Here is a 14,237-nt window from a genome sequence, read left to right as displayed (position 1 = left end):
GCGTCCGCGTCGTAGCGTGGGCTGCATGGGAGAGGACGCCGAGCTTGTTCCGGTCGAGGTCGTCGGCGTGCGCCAGCACCTTGCCGACGAGGAGATCGTCGTGCTGCTGCTCGATCCCGACTCCGAGCTCCTCGTCCCGATCCTCATCGGGCCCACCGAGGCGAGTGCCATCGCGTCCGCCCAGGCGGGGATCGTGCCGCCACGGCCCATGACGCACGACCTCCTGCGTGACGTGCTCATCGCCACGGGTTCCGGGCTGACCAGGGTCGAGATCACCCGGCTCGAGGACGGGGTGTTCCACGCCGAGCTTGTGCTGCGCACCGGGCCACGCGTGGACTCGCGCGCGTCGGACGCCATCGCGATGGCGCTGCGGTTCGGGTGTCCTGTGCTGTGCTCCGCCGAGGTCGTCGCGGTGGCGGGCGTGGAGGTGCGGACCACGACGTCGGAGCAGGATCTGGAGCGGTTCCGACGGTTCTTGGACGTCGTCACGCCCGAGGACTTCACGACGGGGGTGGAACCGGACGACCAGGGGGGCGGAGAGGGTCGTTGAGGCGTCGACCGACGGTTGCTCGCGGGTACTGAGGGGTGAACCTTCGCGTTCAGGTCGAAGGTGAGACTCGCCCGTCGCGACACGCCCATGGGCGTCATGGCGTCTGCACCCCCACGGGCCTAGTCTGACAAGCAGCCGGGGGAGATGTCCGCCGACCGGCGTGCGACGAGTGGAGGATTCGTGACCAGCAACGAGAGCGCCGAGAGCGTCAGCGGGGCAGTGCCTCAGCGCGCTCAGGGCATGCTGTTCGACGACGACCTCCCTGACCTCGACACTGCGACCGGCTACCGCGGACCGACGGCGTGCCGGGCCGCTGGGATCACCTACCGCCAGCTCGACTACTGGGCACGCACCGGACTGGTGGAGCCGTCGATCCGACCGGCCACCGGCTCAGGCACGCAGCGCCTGTACAGCTTCCGGGACATCCTCGTCCTGAAGGTGGTCAAGCGGCTGCTCGACACGGGCGTCTCGCTGCAGCAGATCCGCACCGCGGTCAGCCACCTGCGTGAGCGCGGGGTCGACGACCTCGCCCAGATCACCCTGATGTCCGACGGTGCCAGCGTCTACGAGTGCACGTCCGCGGACGAGGTCATCGACCTCGTGCAGGGCGGCCAGGGTGTCTTCGGCATCGCGGTCGGCCGGGTCTGGCGAGAGGTCGAGGGCACCCTCGCTGCCCTGCCGACCGAGCGTGCGGACGAGGAGGACGAGCTCGTCATCCAGCCGTCGGCGCACGACGAGCTCGCGCTGCGTCGTCAGGCTCGGACCGCCGGCTGACCTGCACACCTCGGAGAGCGGCCGCCCGTCGGGCGGCCGCTCTCGTCATCTCCGGGGCGTTTCGGCTCAGTGTCGGGGCGCGCGCAGCGCACGGTCCAGCAGGGCGTCGAACGTGCGCGCCAGCTCGGCGGCCGCGGCTCCGGGCCACGCGTGCACGGGCTGGGCAGCGCCCTGGGCCTGCTGGAGCGCCGCGCGCTCCGGGACCGGGGGAGTGAGGACCAGCGGCCCGTAGAGGGTCTGCAGCTCCTCGAGCCGGAACGCCTGCTCGATCGAGCGGGAGCGGACCCGGTTCACGACGATGCCGAGCGGCTGGAGCGCGGGCGCGGGACCGCGACGGAGCTCGTCGATGGTGCGCATCGCTCGGCCGACCGCCATGACGGCGAACAGACCCGGTTCGGTGACGACGAGTGCCCGGTCGCAGGCCGCCAGACCCGTGCGGGTGAGTCCGCCCAGGGATGGCGGGCAGTCGATGATCACGAGGTCGTAGCCGTGCACCCAGGACAACGCGTAGCGCAGGCGGTCGACGTCGGTGCCGTCCATCCGGTCGTGCACGGCCGACCGCTCCGAGCCGGCGAGGACGTCGAGGCCGTCGTCGGCCCACGAGGACAGGACGGTCGCCGCCGACATCGTCGACTCACCCGGCTGGTCGAGGAGCGACGCGACGTCGCCGTCCAGCGGCCGCGCCCCGAGCGCCATGGTGCTGTCGCCCTGCGGGTCGAGGTCGATGACCAGCGTGCGCAGCCCGCGCTCGAGGGCCGCCGACGCCAGACCGAGGGTGATCGACGTCTTGCCCACGCCACCCTTGAGACTGCACACCCCGAGCACCAGCACGTGCGCAACCGTATCCGGGCGACGCGTCGGGAGCGAAACGCCGCGCGCGTTCGCGCTGGTCAGGACAGACTGATCGGATGAGCATCCGCCTGACGCGCTGGGGACACGCCTGCATCCGACTCGACCGTGGCGGTGATCGCCTGGTCATCGATCCCGGGGTCTTCTCCGACCTTCCCGCTGCGCTCGACGGGGTACAGGCGGTCCTCGTCACCCACGAGCACCCCGACCACGTCGCGACGGAGCCACTCGCGGAGGCCGCGCAGGGCGGCGGGGTGCAGGTGTGGGCGCCGCAGTCGGTCGTCGATGCGCTCGTCGAGGCCGGTGCGCCCGCGGACCGCGTGCACCCGGTCAGCGCGGGAGAGACGTTCTCCGCAGGGGGGTTCGACGTGGCGGCGCTGGGGGAGTGGCACGCCCTTGTCCACCAGGACGTGCCGCGCATCCACAACGTCGGCTACCTCGTCGAGGGCGTGCTCCATCCGGGAGACGCCTTCATCGATCCCGCAGGCTCCCAGGTCGACGTGCTGTGCACGCCGCTCGGAGCACCGTGGCTGAAGCTGGGCGAGGTCGTCGACTACGTGCGCAGCGTGGGACCGGGCCGGATCGTGGTCGTCCACGACGCCCTGCTCAGTGCGATCGGCCAGGGGATGGCGATCGCACTGCTCGGCCGGCTGGGCGGCGCGGGGGAGCCCGTCGCGCTCGACCCGGGCGAGGGCATCGACCTCTGAGGCCGCTGGGCTGTCGCACCACTCGCACCGCCCGTACGGTTGTTGGCGTCGGAAGGAGACCGCTGTGACGGAGTCCGTGGGGCACGAGGTGCCCGAGCTCGAGTACGACGAGACCGTGCCGCCCCGACCGGAGGAGGAGATCGCCGACGCCGCCCGCGCCGTGCCTGATCCCGCCGGTCACGGCGGCGCACCGGCGGCGGGCGAGTCGACGGCACGCGACGTGCCCTGAGCGCCCTTTCGTCCGACGTGAGGCATCCTGTGACCGTGCTTGTCCAACAGGTGGTGGAGAACGACTGGCGACTTGTCCAGGATGTCCGGCTGCGCGCCCTGCGCGAGGACCCGAACGTCTTCGGTGCGTCGCTGAGCCGCGAGGAACGGTTCGTCGAGTCGCACTGGCGGATGCGCCTGCGGACGTCGACGACCTGGGTCGCGTTGGACGACGACGGCGTCGGCCGGGGTCTCGTCACGATGATGCAGGAGCCCGGTTCGCCGGTGGACGACCGGCACATCGTCGCCCTCTGGGTGGCGCCCGAGTCGCGGCGCCACGGTGTGGGCTGGGCGCTGCTGGACGCCGTGCGTCAGGCTGCCGTCGCGCAGGACGCCCGGACGGTGTCGTTGTGGCTCCTGGACGGCAACAACGCCGCGGGCGACCTGTTCGTCCGGGCCGGCTTCACGCGGACCGGCGAGCGGCAGGTGGTCCCGCGCGACCAGTCGCAGACCGAGGAGCGGTACGTGCTCACCCTGCGCGACGCCGCGTCAGCCTGATCGGCTGAGCCATCTCGCACGGGCACGGCACCACGGCAGCGCCACTGTCATAACGTGCGACCAGCGCAGCGGCCGGCCTGGGGCGCGAGGGACTGCTCCACAATGGGTTGTGGCCGACTTCGCCCCGTACCGACCGCACGACCACGGACGGGCCGATGCCCAGGTCGTGATCCGGGCGGCGTCCGACGACGATGCTGCGACGCTCGCCGACCTGGAGTCGACGGTGCGGCACACCACGAGCTCGCCGGACGCGATGGCCGCCGCGATCGCCGATCCGCAACGCCTCGTCGTCGTGGCCGTCGCCGGCGACGAGGTGGTCGGCTGGGCCAAGACCCACTGGTGGGACTGGAGCTTCGGGCCCGCCGAGGCCGGTCAGTACCTCGGCGGTCTCACCGTCGACCCACGGTGGCGTCGCCGCGGGATCGCGTCGACGCTGACGGGCGTCCGGATGAGCTGGATCTTCCGTCGCGCGCCGTGCGCCTGGTACGTGGTGAACGCTCAGAACCTCGCGTCGATCGACCTGCACCGGGCCTGGGGCTTCGTCGAGGTCGTCCGGGCCGAGAAGTTCCACACCGTCCGGTTTCGCGGCGGTGTCGGCCTGCTGCTCCGGGCGGATGCTCCGGTGGAGTACGGCGACCCGTGGCGCCCGTCCGTGGACGGTGACCCCTTCTGAGCGCGGAAACCCTGGCTTTGCGCACATAGGCGGCACTATGCGAGAAACATGGAACCCTCGCGTTCACGCCTCTGGCGCCGCCCCGGCGCTGCACCACCCTCGTCCCGCTGGTCCACCAGCGACGTTGTGGTTGTCGGCGTCCAGCGGGCGGTGGCGACGAGAGGTTGCAGGCGTCGTCGTCCCGGCCCAGGTCGTCGGCTCCTGTCGCAGCTGCCAGCACGATGACGGTCAGGCGGCCGCGACTATGTGCGAGAACTGCGGCGCGGCTCCGCCAGGCCCCGGCTGAGCCGACCTACCGTGCGCTGCATGGGTGTTCCGCTGAGCGAGGTCGTCGACCAGTTCCTCATCGACCGCGCGACCCTCACGCGCCGCGGCCTGACCGAGAGCTCGCGGGAGAACTACCGCCGCGACATCGTCGTGTGGGCCACCGTCATCGCCCGCCAGACCGGACGGCTCGGCGACAAGCCCACTCCGGACGACCCTGCCCCGCTGACCGTCGTGCTGGTCGACGACCTGACCGAGACGCAGATCAAGAACGCGTACCGCGTCATCCGTCTCCAGGAAGCCGTCAGCACCACGCAGCGCCGGGTCGGCACCCTGCGCCTGCTGTGCCACTGGCTCCAGCTCGAAGGGCACCTGGGCGTCGACCCGACGCTGCGCATCGAGGCGCCCGAGCGGCCCGTGCGGTTGCCCGCCGGCTGGAACGACGACGAGCTCGAGCGGCTCGCCGAGTCGGTGTGGGAGGAGCGCAAGGCTCACGCCCGCCGCTGGCCGGCGCTGGAGCACGCGACGTTCGCCCTCCTGTCCACCACCGGCGTCCGCGCGGCCGAGCTGTGCGCCATCACCGAGCAGTCCCTCCGGCGCGACTCCGGCGGCGAGGTCGTCATGTCGGTCATCGGGAAGGGCAACCGGCAGCGCATCGTCCCCGTGCCACCGGAGGCGATCACGTTCGTCGAGGCGTATCTCCAGGAGCGCACGGCACGGTTCGGCACGATGCCCGCCACCTCGCCCTTGCTCCGTCGCGCCGACGGCGTGCCGCTCACGCGTGGCGCCCTGCGGCACCTGGTCGACGGCTGGATCGCACGCTCCGGGGTTCCGAAGCAGGAAGGTGAATCCGCGCACGGCTTTCGGCACACCTACGCCAAAGGACTGATCCGCTCCGGCGTGCCGGCGCCCGCGGTGCAGGCGCTGCTGGGCCACGAGGACCTCAAGACCACCGGCATCTACGTGAAGGCCACAGCGGCCGACGTCCGCGACGCAGCCCTCCTCTCCCCCGCCCGGCAGGTTCTGCGAGCTCGTAGCCAGTAGGCGTCTGTGCTGCTCGTCCACCCCGCGACGTGCGACAGCAGTATCTGCTCGCCCGTGGCTCGCGACGCATGGAACCGTCGGAGCGTGGACGTCGACAGCGCTCGGTTGGTGCTGCACCTGCTCACGCCGAGCGAGGCGCGACGGATCGTCGCCCGGTCACCCGCCTGCACTGATCTCTGGCACCCGGACTACCCGCTCGACGACGAGCTGGCACCGCTGTCGACCCTCGCTGAGAGAGGACACAGCGTAGGCGTCTTCGGGCTGTACCTGAGGACGCCCGTGCGTACTGGCCCTCGTCCGGGAGCGCACCGACCGACGTCAGCCGACGGCCTTCTTCACCAGCTCCGTGATCCGCTTCTCATCGGCGTCCGTCAAGGAGACCACGGCGAACGACGTCGGCCACATGGTGCCGTCGTCGAGGTTCGCGTCCTCGCTGAAGCCGAGCGTCGCGTACCGGGTCTTGAACTTCGAGGCCGCCTGGAAGAACACGACGACCTTGCCGTCCTTGGCGTAGGCGGGCTGGCCGTACCAGGTCTTGGGTGCGAGCTCCGGCGCCGTCTCGGTGACGATGGCGTGGATGCGCTCGGCCAGCACGCGGTCGGCCTCGCTCATCTCGGCGATCTTCGCGAGGAGGTCCTGCTCGCCGTCGGCCGCCTTCGATGCTCGGCGGGTCTCCTTGGCGCGCTCCTTCATCGCGTCGCGCTCTTCCTCGGTGAATGCTCCGGCCTTCTTGCTCTCTGCCATGGTCAGATCCCTTCTCGTGGTCAGATCTCTGGTCAGACGCTGACGTAGGCGGCGAGGTGCTCGCCGGTCAGGGTGGGTCGGGTGGCGACGAGGTCGGCGGGGGTCCCCTCGAAGACGACCAGGCCGCCGTCGTGGCCGGCGCCCGGACCCAGGTCGATGATCCAGTCGGCGTGTGCCATGACCGCCTGGTGGTGCTCGATCACGATGACCGACTTCCCCGAGTCGACCAGGCGGTCGAGCAGGCCGAGCAGGTTCTCGACGTCGGCGAGGTGCAGGCCGGTCGTGGGCTCGTCGAGCACGTAGACCGTGCCCTTCTCCCCCATGTGCGTCGCCAGCTTGAGCCGCTGCCGCTCGCCACCCGACAGTGTCGGGAGCGGCTGGCCGAGGCTGATGTACCCGAGCCCGACGTCGACGAGCCGCGCGAGCACCGCGTGCGCCGCCGGCGTCCGGGCCTCCCCCGCCCCGAAGAACTCCTCCGCCTCGGTGACGGACATCGCGAGCACCTCGCTGATGTCGCGGCCGCCCAGGTGGTAGTCCAGGACCGACGCCTGAAAACGCTTTCCTTCGCACACCTCGCACACGGTGGCGACGCCGCTCATCATCGCGAGGTCCGTGTAGATGACGCCCGCACCGTTGCACGCGGGGCACGCACCCTCGGAGTTGGCGCTGAACAGGGCCGGCTTCACGCCGTTGGCCTTGGCGAACGCCTTGCGGACGGGTTCGAGCAGCCCGGTGTAGGTCGCCGGGTTGCTCCGGCGCGAGCCGCGGATGGCGCCCTGGTCGATCGACACGACACCGTCGCCCGCGGGGATCGAGCCGTGCACGAGCGAGCTCTTGCCGGACCCAGCGACCCCGGTGATGACGACGAGGACGCCGAGCGGGATGTCGACGTCGACGTCGCGCAGGTTGTTGGCCGTCGCGCCGCGGATCTCGAGCGCGCCGGACGGTGACCGGACCTCGCCCTTCACCGAGGCGCGGTCGTCGAGGTGCTTGCCGGTCAGGGTGCCGCTGGTGCGCAGGTCCTCGACCGTGCCCTCGAAGCAGACCGTGCCGCCGGCTGTCCCGGCGCCCGGGCCGAGGTCGACGACGCGGTCCGCGATCGTGATCATCTCCGGCTTGTGCTCGACGACGAGCACGGTGTTGCCCTTGTCCCGCAGCTGCAGCAGCAGCTGGTTCATCCGCTGGATGTCGTGCGGGTGCAGACCGATGGACGGCTCGTCGAAGACGTAGGTGACGTCGGTCAGCGACGAGCCGAGGTGCCGGATCATCTTGGTGCGCTGCGCCTCTCCCCCGGACAACGTCCCCGACGACCGGTCGAGCGACAGGTAGCCCAGCCCGATGTCGGTGAACGAGTCCAGCAGGAGCTGCAGCCCGGCCAGCAGAGGCGCGACCGACGGCTCGTCCAGCCCGCGGACCCAGTCGGCGACGTCGCTGATCTGCATCGCACAGACGTCGGCGATGCTCTTGCCCTCGATGGTCGACGAGCGGGCTTCCTTGCTCAGCCGGGTGCCGTCGCACTCGGGGCAGGTCGAGAACGTGACCGCACGCTCGACGAAGGCCCGGATGTGCGGCTGGAGCGCCTCGACGTCCTTGGCGAGGTAGGACTTCTGGAGCCGCGGGATCAGGCCCTCGTAGGTGAGGTTGATGCCCTCGATCTGGATCTTGGTGGGCTCCTTGTAGAGCAGGGCGTCGAGCTCCCGCTTGGTGTACTTCGCGATCGGCTTGTCGGGGTCGAAGAAGCCGCAGCCCCGGAAGATCCGGCCGTACCAGCCGTCCATGCTGTAGCCGGGGATCGTCAGTGCACCCTCGTTGAGCGACAGGCTCGCGTCGTACAGCTGCGTGAGGTCGATGTCGTTGACCGAGCCGCGGCCCTCGCACCGGGGGCACATCCCGCCGAGGATGCTGAAGCTGCGCCGCTCCTTCGTCTCGCGGCCGGCCCGTTCGATGGTGACGGCACCGGCGCCGCTGATCGAGGCGACGTTGAACGAGAACGCCTGGGGCGAGCCGATGTGCGGGGTGCCGAGGCGGCTGAACAGGATCCGCAGCATCGCGTTGGCATCCGTGGCGGTGCCGACGGTGGAGCGCGGGTTCGCGCCCATGCGCTCCTGGTCGACGATGATCGCAGTCGTCAGGCCGTCGAGGACGTCCACGTCCGGCCGCGCCAGCGTCGGCATGAAGCCCTGGACGAACGCGCTGTACGTCTCGTTGATCATCCGCTGCGAGTCAGCCGCGATCGTGTCGAACACCAACGAGCTCTTGCCCGAGCCGGAGACCCCCGTGAACACGGTCAGCCGACGCTTCGGGATCTCGACGCTGATGTTCTTGAGGTTGTTCTCCCGCGCGCCGTGCACCCGGATCAGGTCGTGGCTGTCGGCGGGGTGCGTGTCCGTGCTCATCAGGGCTCCATCTGTGGGGCGGAGGCGGTCGAGGCCTCCGTCAGCAGCAACTCTGTCGATCTCAGCAGTGTCGCGTGATCTCTCAGGTGAGCTCGTTGATGCGCAGCAGGTTGCCCGACGGGTCCCGGAAGGCGCAGTCGCGCACGCCGTACGGCTGGTCGGTCGGCTCCTGGACGACCTCGGCGCCGCTGGCCTCGAGCCGCGCGAAGACCTCGTCGAGGTCGTGCGTGGCCAGGGTGATGGCGGCGTAGCTGCCCTTCGCCATCATCTCGACGATCGTGCGGCGCTCGTCGTCGGTGAGCCCGGGCTCGGCCGCGGGCGGGTGCAGGACGATCGCCGGCGCCGACGGGTCGGCGGGGCCGACCGTGATCCAGCGCAGGCCGTTGTAGCCGACGTCGTTGCGGACCTGGAAGCCGAGGGCGTCCCGATAGAACGCCAAGGCGGCGTCCGGGTCGTCGTGCGGGAGGAAGGCGTAGTGCAGGGCGATGTCCATGACAGTCACGCTAGGTGCGGCTCGGGGGTCCGCGCTTCTCGATTCCTGACCGGTCTGGTGACCTGCTTGGCGACGCACGACGGCATCCCCTCGGTCACGCCGGCGTGCTCACGGCGGTAGACGCTCGGGGGCACGCCGACCAGCTCGGTGAAGCGGGTGCTGAACGTGCCGAGCGAGGAACACCCGACGGCGAAGCAGATCTCCGTGACGCTCAGGTCGCCGCGACGGAGCAGCGACATCGCCCGCTCGATACGACGGGTCATGAGGTAGGCGTACGGGGACTCGCCGTAGGCGCGGCGGAACTCGCGGCTGAGGTGCCCGGCCGACATGTGCGCACCCCGCGCGAGCGCCTCGACGTCCAGCGGCTGGGCGTACTCGCGGTCGATCCGGTCCCGCACCCGTCGTAGGCGCGCGAGGTCGCTCAGGTGCTGGGCCGAGGCGGGCGTGCTGCTCACTCGCACGATCGTGCCACGCTGCGCTCAGTCGGCGGGTATAGTTGAAGAATCAACCATGAGGGGGGACGACGGATGCCTGACTACGGCCACGATCTCGTGCTCGGCACCTTCCTGACGCCGGCTGCGAAGAACCCCCAGCAGGTCGTCTCGCTGGCACAGACCAGCGAGCGCGCCGGGCTGGACCTCGTGACGTTCCAGGACCACCCGTACCAGCCCGCGTTCCTCGACACGTGGACCCTGCTGTCCTGGGTCGCCGCGTCGACGGACCGCATCCAGGTCGCCGGGAACGTGCTCAACCTCCCGCTGCGCCCGCCCGCCGTCCTCGCGCGTGCGGCCGCGAGCCTCGACCTGCTCTCGGGCGGCCGGTTCGCGCTGGGGCTCGGCTCCGGCGCGTTCTGGGACGCCATCGTCGCCATGGGCTCCCCGCGGCTGACGCCCGGTCAGGGCGTCGACGCGCTCGACGAGGCCATCGACATCATCCGTGGCATCTGGGACACGAACGAGCGGGCCCCGCTGCGGGTCCACGGGACGTACCACCGGGTCGACGGCGCCAAGCGAGGTCCGACGCCCGCCCACGACATCCCGATCTGGCTCGGCGCGTACAAGCCGCGGATGCTCGGCCTCGTGGGCCGCAATGCCGACGGCTGGCTGCCGAGCCTGGGCTACCTGAAGGACGGCGACCTGGCCGCGGGGAACGCGCGGATCGACGAGTCGGCGGAGGCGGCCGGCCGGGACCCGCGCGAGGTCCGACGCCTGCTGAACCTCGGGGGCGGGTCGTTCTCGGGCGCCGGCTTCCTCCAGGGACCGGCCGAGCGGTGGGTCGAGGACCTGCTCCCCCTGGTCCTCGAGGACGGCATCTCGACGTTCATCCTGGGCAGCGACGACCCCACGACCATCGCGCGGTTCGGCGAGGAGGTCGCACCCGCCCTGCGCGACGCCGTCACGGCCGCGCGGGCCTCGGCCGGGACCGCGACGGGCACCGTCCGGCCCGTGGCCTCCCTGGCCAAGCGGCGACCCGGCATCGACTACGACGGCCTGCCCGCGTCGCTCGTCGCGACCGCCGTGGAACCCGGCGACCGCCAGTACGGCAGCGTGCGGTCGACGTACCTCTACGCGGGCTCCCCCGGGCTGGTCCTGCGACCGCAGGACGCCGAGGCTGTCAGCGACGCGGTGGCGTTCGCCCGGGCACAGCACGTGCCCTTCGCGGTGCGCAGCGGTGGGCACGGGATCAGCGGCCGGTCCACCAACGACGGAGGCATCGTCATCGACGTCGGCGCGCTCGACACCGTCGAGGTGCTCGACCGCGAGCAGGGCCTCGTCCGCCTCGGTGCGGGCGCCCGCTGGGGCGACGTGGCTGCCGCGCTGTCCCCGCACGGGCTGGCCATCAGCTCCGGCGACTACGGGGACGTCGGCGTCGGCGGCCTGGTGACCGCGGGCGGGCAGGGCTTCCTCGGACGGTCGTACGGGCTCACGCTCGACCACGTCGTCGCGGCCGAGCTGGTCCTCGCGGACGGGCGTCTCGTGCGGACCGACGCGGAGCACGAGCCCGACCTGCTGTGGGCCGTGCGCGGCGCGGGTGCCAACTTCGGCATCCTCACGGCGGTGGAGATCGAGGCGGCCGAGGTCGGCAACGTCGTCCACGCGACGATCATCTTCGACGCGACCGACGCGGCGTCGTTCGTGCAGGCCTGGGCGGAGCTCGTGGAGTCGTCGCCGCGCGAGCTCACCAGCTTCCTCAGCCTGGTCCCGGCCCGCGGCCACGACCCCGCCGTCGGCTACACGATCATCGTCTGGGCGGACGACGACACCGAGGCGGCCGTCGTCGCGCTGGAGCGGTTCCTCGACCTGGCGCCCGTTCTGCAGCAGCAGGCCCAGCTGGTGCCGTACGCCGCGACGGTGGCCGCCCACCACGGCGAGCACACGGGTGGCTCGGCGCCCGCCAGCCGCGGCGGCCTGGTCGAGCACGTGACGCCCGAGCTCGCCGCGCTGCTCGCCGAGCTCCTGGCCACAGGTGACGCCGACATGCTGCAGCTCAGGGCGGTCGGCGGCGCGGTGAACGACGTCGACCCGGCGGCGACCGCCTACGCCCACCGGACCCAGAACTTCTCCCTGCTGGCGTCCGCCCGCGGCAGCCGCCGCGCGAGGATCGACGCGTGGTGGGAGCGGCTCGCATCGCACCTGAACGGCGTCTACCTCAGCTTCGAGACGAACCAGTCCCCCGACCGGCTCGCCGAGGCCTTCCCGCCCGACACCCTCGCCCGCATCGGACGGCTCAAGTCCCTCTACGACCCGGACCACGTGTTCGACGGCAACTTCGGCGTCGCGCCGACGCCTGACGAGGCCCGTGCCACGATGACGACATGAGCACAGACGACATCGACGGCGTCATCGCGCACGTCGAGCAGCAGGAGCACGACCTCGTGTTCGCCACGTTCACCAACGACGACGCCTGGCGCCTCGGCTGCCTGCTCGTCGAGCTGGCCCAGGAGCGTGACCTGCCGGTCACCGTCGACATCCGCCGCGGGACCCAGCAGCTCTTCCACGCGGCACGCCCCGGGACGACGCCCGACAACGACAGCTGGGTCGAGCGCAAGGTCCGGGTCGTGGAGAGGTTCGGGGCGTCGTCGTACCTCGTCGGTCTGCGCGCCACGGCCAAGGGCACCACGTTCGCGGCGCAGCACGACCTGCCGCTGCAGCAGTTCGCCGCGCACGGTGGCGCCTTCCCGGTGCGTGTCCGCGACGTCGGCATCGTGGGGGTGGTGACGGTGTCCGGTCTCCCCCAGGCCGACGACCACGCACTCGTCGTCGAGGCGCTCACCGCGCACCTCGCCTGAGCCGCCCACAGTCTCGTCGCGCGCGGTGATCGCGCACAGATCGTCGGTGCCCGACGCCACGGTCGCCGTGCGCGCCCGAGCCTGTGGGCATGACGGAGCACGGGTGGTTCGACGAGGACTGGGACGACAGCGACGAGGACGACCTGTGGGACGCCTTCCCGGCTGATCTCGGGATCGACGGGCCCGTCCACGAGCTGCCCGACCCGCCGGGCGTCGCGCTGCGTTCCGGCACCGACGCCCTGGCAGTCCTGCTCGACCTCGTCGGACCCGATCGCGCCGGGTCACCGGCTCTCTGGTTCGTCCTGCTCGACGCTCAGGACCGGACCATCCCCCTCGTGCTGCCCATCGTGGACGTGCCGATGCGCGCCGACCGCGCAGTCGCTCGCCGGCTCGTCGCCGTCCTCGACTCGGTCCTGCGCTCGGACGCCCCGGGTGGGTCGGTGGTCGTCGGGCTCGTGCGTGCGGCAGGTGGTGACCTCGGCGGATACGAGGCGCAGTGGGTCCCGGTGCTGCGCGACGCCGCGGACGACGCGGGGGTCCGCCTCTGGGCGATCGTGGCGATCGGCGAGAGCCGGGCGCGCGTGCTCGAGTGGTGAGCGCCGGTGCCGACGACCCGGCGTCAGGCCGACGGACCGGGCGCGGCCTCGTCGATCGCGGCGAGCTGCTCGAGGGTGGGCTCCCAGGCGATCGAGGCGACGTTCGCGCGCAGCTGCTCGGGCGTGCGCGCACCCGCGATGACGGTCGCCACGGCGGGCTGCGCCGCGAGCCCACCGAGCGCCAGGGTCGGCAGGTCGATGCCCCACTCGCCGGCCAGTGCGTCCAGCGCCTCGATCCGGTCGAAGTCGGCCCGCGCCAGCCGGTCGGGCATCCGGGTGAGCCGCGTCCCGTCCGGTGCGGCCTGGCCACGCCGGTACTTGCCGGTCAGCAGGCCCGACGCGAGGGGCACGAACGGGATGAGCCCGACACCCACCTGCTCGGCTGCCGGCACCAGCTCGGCCTCCGCGCTGCGGTCGAGCAGGTTGTACCGGTTCTGCGCGGACACGAACGGCGTCGCGCCGGCGGTGCGAGCGCTCCAGTCCGCGTCCACCACCTGCCACGCCGCGAAGTTCGACGAGCCGATGTACCGGACCTTGCCCTCGACGACGAGCTCGTGCAGGGCGGCGAGCGTCTCCTCGATCGGCGTCACGGGGTCGGGGGCGTGCATCTGGAAGAGGTCGACGTGATCGGTACCCAGCCGGAGCAGGGAGCTCTCGACCGCACGTCGCACGTAGCGACGGGACCCCCGCACGCCCCAGTCGGGACCGTTCAGCCCCCCGGTGTCCATGCCGAACTTGGTCGCGATCACCACGTCGTCGCGGTGTCCCGCCAGGGCGGCGCCCAACAGCTCCTCGCTCTGGCCCGGGACGCCGCCGTACACGTCCGCGGTGTCGAAGAACGTGATGCCCGCATCGAGCGCCGCTGCGACCAGCGCGGGGACGTCCTGCGGCGGGAGCGTTGCTCCGAACGTGTTGCACCCGAGACCTGCGACGGAGACGACGAGACCGCTGACACCGAGCTGTCGAAAAGACATCTCGGCGCCGGTGCGAGAGGCTGGAGGGACGGAAGAGGTCGAATTGCTCACCCGGGCAACCCTAAGCCTCTCCCCCGCACACCAGGTGCATTCACGAGACCTTCACGTCCTCCTGGAAC

16 protein-coding genes are annotated in these 14,237 nt (G+C 71.5%); 10 read left to right on the top strand and 6 right to left on the bottom strand.

From position 1 onward, the window contains the following. Positions 1 to 25: 25 nt before the first annotated feature. Together J2X26_RS14300 and J2X26_RS14295 are read left to right on the top strand one after the other, a co-directional pair. On the top strand, positions 26 to 550 hold the full coding sequence (locus J2X26_RS14300) for a bifunctional nuclease family protein (RefSeq protein ID WP_307493284.1): 525 nt from the start codon (positions 26 to 28) through the stop codon (positions 548 to 550). Between the two features lie 180 nt (positions 551 to 730). Next, a complete protein-coding gene (locus tag J2X26_RS14295; protein ID WP_055914562.1) occupies positions 731 to 1,324 on the top strand; it encodes a MerR family transcriptional regulator in 594 nt (197 codons plus the stop codon). 66 nt (positions 1,325 to 1,390) lie between these two features. On the opposite strand, the gene J2X26_RS14290 is transcribed toward J2X26_RS14295, so the two are convergent. Then, positions 1,391 to 2,155 carry a ParA family protein gene (locus J2X26_RS14290; RefSeq protein WP_307493282.1) on the bottom strand — a complete coding sequence of 255 codons (765 nt, stop codon included), beginning with the start codon at positions 2,153 to 2,155 and terminating at the stop codon, positions 1,391 to 1,393. Positions 2,156 to 2,232: 77 nt separating this feature from the next. Here J2X26_RS14290 and J2X26_RS14285 point away from each other — a divergent pair, with 77 nt between their 5' ends. From J2X26_RS14285 to J2X26_RS14265, 5 genes are all read left to right on the top strand, one after another. Next, positions 2,233 to 2,880: an MBL fold metallo-hydrolase gene (locus J2X26_RS14285; protein WP_307493281.1), complete on the top strand. Its 648-nt coding sequence runs from the start codon at positions 2,233 to 2,235 to the stop codon at positions 2,878 to 2,880. Between the two features lie 64 nt (positions 2,881 to 2,944). After that, on the top strand, positions 2,945 to 3,109 hold the full coding sequence (locus tag J2X26_RS14280; RefSeq protein ID WP_307493280.1) for a hypothetical protein: 165 nt from the start codon (positions 2,945 to 2,947) through the stop codon (positions 3,107 to 3,109). A 35-nt stretch (positions 3,110 to 3,144) separates the two neighbouring features. Next, positions 3,145 to 3,645 (top strand): GNAT family N-acetyltransferase, encoded by a 501-nt coding sequence (locus tag J2X26_RS14275; protein ID WP_307493279.1) that lies wholly within the window; start codon positions 3,145 to 3,147, stop codon positions 3,643 to 3,645. 109 nt (positions 3,646 to 3,754) lie between these two features. Continuing rightward, positions 3,755 to 4,318, top strand: a complete 564-nt coding sequence (locus J2X26_RS14270; protein ID WP_307493277.1) for a GNAT family N-acetyltransferase — start codon at positions 3,755 to 3,757, stop codon at positions 4,316 to 4,318. 306 nt (positions 4,319 to 4,624) lie between these two features. Next, on the top strand, positions 4,625 to 5,626 hold the full coding sequence (locus tag J2X26_RS14265; protein WP_307493275.1) for a tyrosine-type recombinase/integrase: 1,002 nt from the start codon (positions 4,625 to 4,627) through the stop codon (positions 5,624 to 5,626). Positions 5,627 to 5,944: 318 nt separating this feature from the next. On the opposite strand, the gene J2X26_RS14260 is transcribed toward J2X26_RS14265, so the two are convergent. The 4 genes from J2X26_RS14260 to J2X26_RS14245 all read right to left on the bottom strand — a co-directional run bounded on the left by J2X26_RS14260 (position 5,945) and on the right by J2X26_RS14245 (position 9,714). After that, positions 5,945 to 6,370: an iron chaperone gene (locus tag J2X26_RS14260; RefSeq protein ID WP_307493273.1), complete on the bottom strand. Its 426-nt coding sequence runs from the start codon at positions 6,368 to 6,370 to the stop codon at positions 5,945 to 5,947. Positions 6,371 to 6,402: 32 nt separating this feature from the next. Further along, positions 6,403 to 8,766, bottom strand: coding sequence for an excinuclease ABC subunit UvrA (locus J2X26_RS14255; RefSeq protein ID WP_307493271.1), 2,364 nt, complete (start codon positions 8,764 to 8,766; stop codon positions 6,403 to 6,405). Between the two features lie 82 nt (positions 8,767 to 8,848). Further along, positions 8,849 to 9,259 (bottom strand): VOC family protein, encoded by a 411-nt coding sequence (locus J2X26_RS14250; protein WP_307493269.1) that lies wholly within the window; start codon positions 9,257 to 9,259, stop codon positions 8,849 to 8,851. A 5-nt stretch (positions 9,260 to 9,264) separates the two neighbouring features. Then, positions 9,265 to 9,714, bottom strand: a complete 450-nt coding sequence (locus J2X26_RS14245) for a helix-turn-helix transcriptional regulator (RefSeq protein WP_307493268.1) — start codon at positions 9,712 to 9,714, stop codon at positions 9,265 to 9,267. A gap of 72 nt (positions 9,715 to 9,786) precedes the next feature. Between J2X26_RS14245 and J2X26_RS14240 the strand changes: the two genes are divergently transcribed. The 3 genes from J2X26_RS14240 to J2X26_RS14230 all read left to right on the top strand — a co-directional run bounded on the left by J2X26_RS14240 (position 9,787) and on the right by J2X26_RS14230 (position 13,144). Beyond that, complete coding sequence (locus J2X26_RS14240; protein WP_307493266.1) at positions 9,787 to 12,078, top strand: LLM class flavin-dependent oxidoreductase; 2,292 nt, start codon at positions 9,787 to 9,789, stop codon at positions 12,076 to 12,078. Beyond that, entirely contained in the window at positions 12,075 to 12,548 is a 474-nt protein-coding gene (locus J2X26_RS14235; protein WP_307493265.1) for a heme-degrading domain-containing protein, read from the top strand. The genes J2X26_RS14240 and J2X26_RS14235 overlap by 4 nt, the downstream gene beginning before the upstream one ends. A gap of 89 nt (positions 12,549 to 12,637) precedes the next feature. Continuing rightward, complete coding sequence (locus tag J2X26_RS14230; protein ID WP_307493263.1) at positions 12,638 to 13,144, top strand: hypothetical protein; 507 nt, start codon at positions 12,638 to 12,640, stop codon at positions 13,142 to 13,144. A 23-nt stretch (positions 13,145 to 13,167) separates the two neighbouring features. Here the strand turns inward: J2X26_RS14230 and J2X26_RS14225 are convergent, their stop codons facing one another. Next, positions 13,168 to 14,118 (bottom strand): aldo/keto reductase, encoded by a 951-nt coding sequence (locus J2X26_RS14225; protein WP_307493261.1) that lies wholly within the window; start codon positions 14,116 to 14,118, stop codon positions 13,168 to 13,170. Positions 14,119 to 14,237: the final 119 nt, after the last annotated feature.

This window comes from Cellulomonas humilata, from assembly GCF_030814415.1.
Classification (GTDB): domain Bacteria; phylum Actinomycetota; class Actinomycetes; order Actinomycetales; family Cellulomonadaceae; genus Cellulomonas; species Cellulomonas humilata_A.
The sequence above is the reverse complement of the archived record's forward strand: the minus strand, read 5'-3'. Positions and strand labels throughout refer to the sequence as shown.

Coding starts and splice junctions, on each gene's coding strand:
- J2X26_RS14300 (WP_307493284.1), top strand. CDS start 26: ATGGGAGAGGACGCCGAGCTTGTTCCGGTCGAGGTCGTCGGCGTGCGC.
- J2X26_RS14285 (WP_307493281.1), top strand. CDS start 2,233: ATGAGCATCCGCCTGACGCGCTGGGGACACGCCTGCATCCGACTCGAC.
- J2X26_RS14265 (WP_307493275.1), top strand. CDS start 4,625: ATGGGTGTTCCGCTGAGCGAGGTCGTCGACCAGTTCCTCATCGACCGC.
- J2X26_RS14260 (WP_307493273.1), bottom strand. CDS start 6,370: ATGGCAGAGAGCAAGAAGGCCGGAGCATTCACCGAGGAAGAGCGCGAC.
- J2X26_RS14255 (WP_307493271.1), bottom strand. CDS start 8,766: ATGAGCACGGACACGCACCCCGCCGACAGCCACGACCTGATCCGGGTG.
- J2X26_RS14250 (WP_307493269.1), bottom strand. CDS start 9,259: ATGGACATCGCCCTGCACTACGCCTTCCTCCCGCACGACGACCCGGAC.
- J2X26_RS14240 (WP_307493266.1), top strand. CDS start 9,787: ATGCCTGACTACGGCCACGATCTCGTGCTCGGCACCTTCCTGACGCCG.
- J2X26_RS14235 (WP_307493265.1), top strand. CDS start 12,075: ATGAGCACAGACGACATCGACGGCGTCATCGCGCACGTCGAGCAGCAG.
- J2X26_RS14230 (WP_307493263.1), top strand. CDS start 12,638: ATGACGGAGCACGGGTGGTTCGACGAGGACTGGGACGACAGCGACGAG.
- J2X26_RS14225 (WP_307493261.1), bottom strand. CDS start 14,118: ATGTCTTTTCGACAGCTCGGTGTCAGCGGTCTCGTCGTCTCCGTCGCA.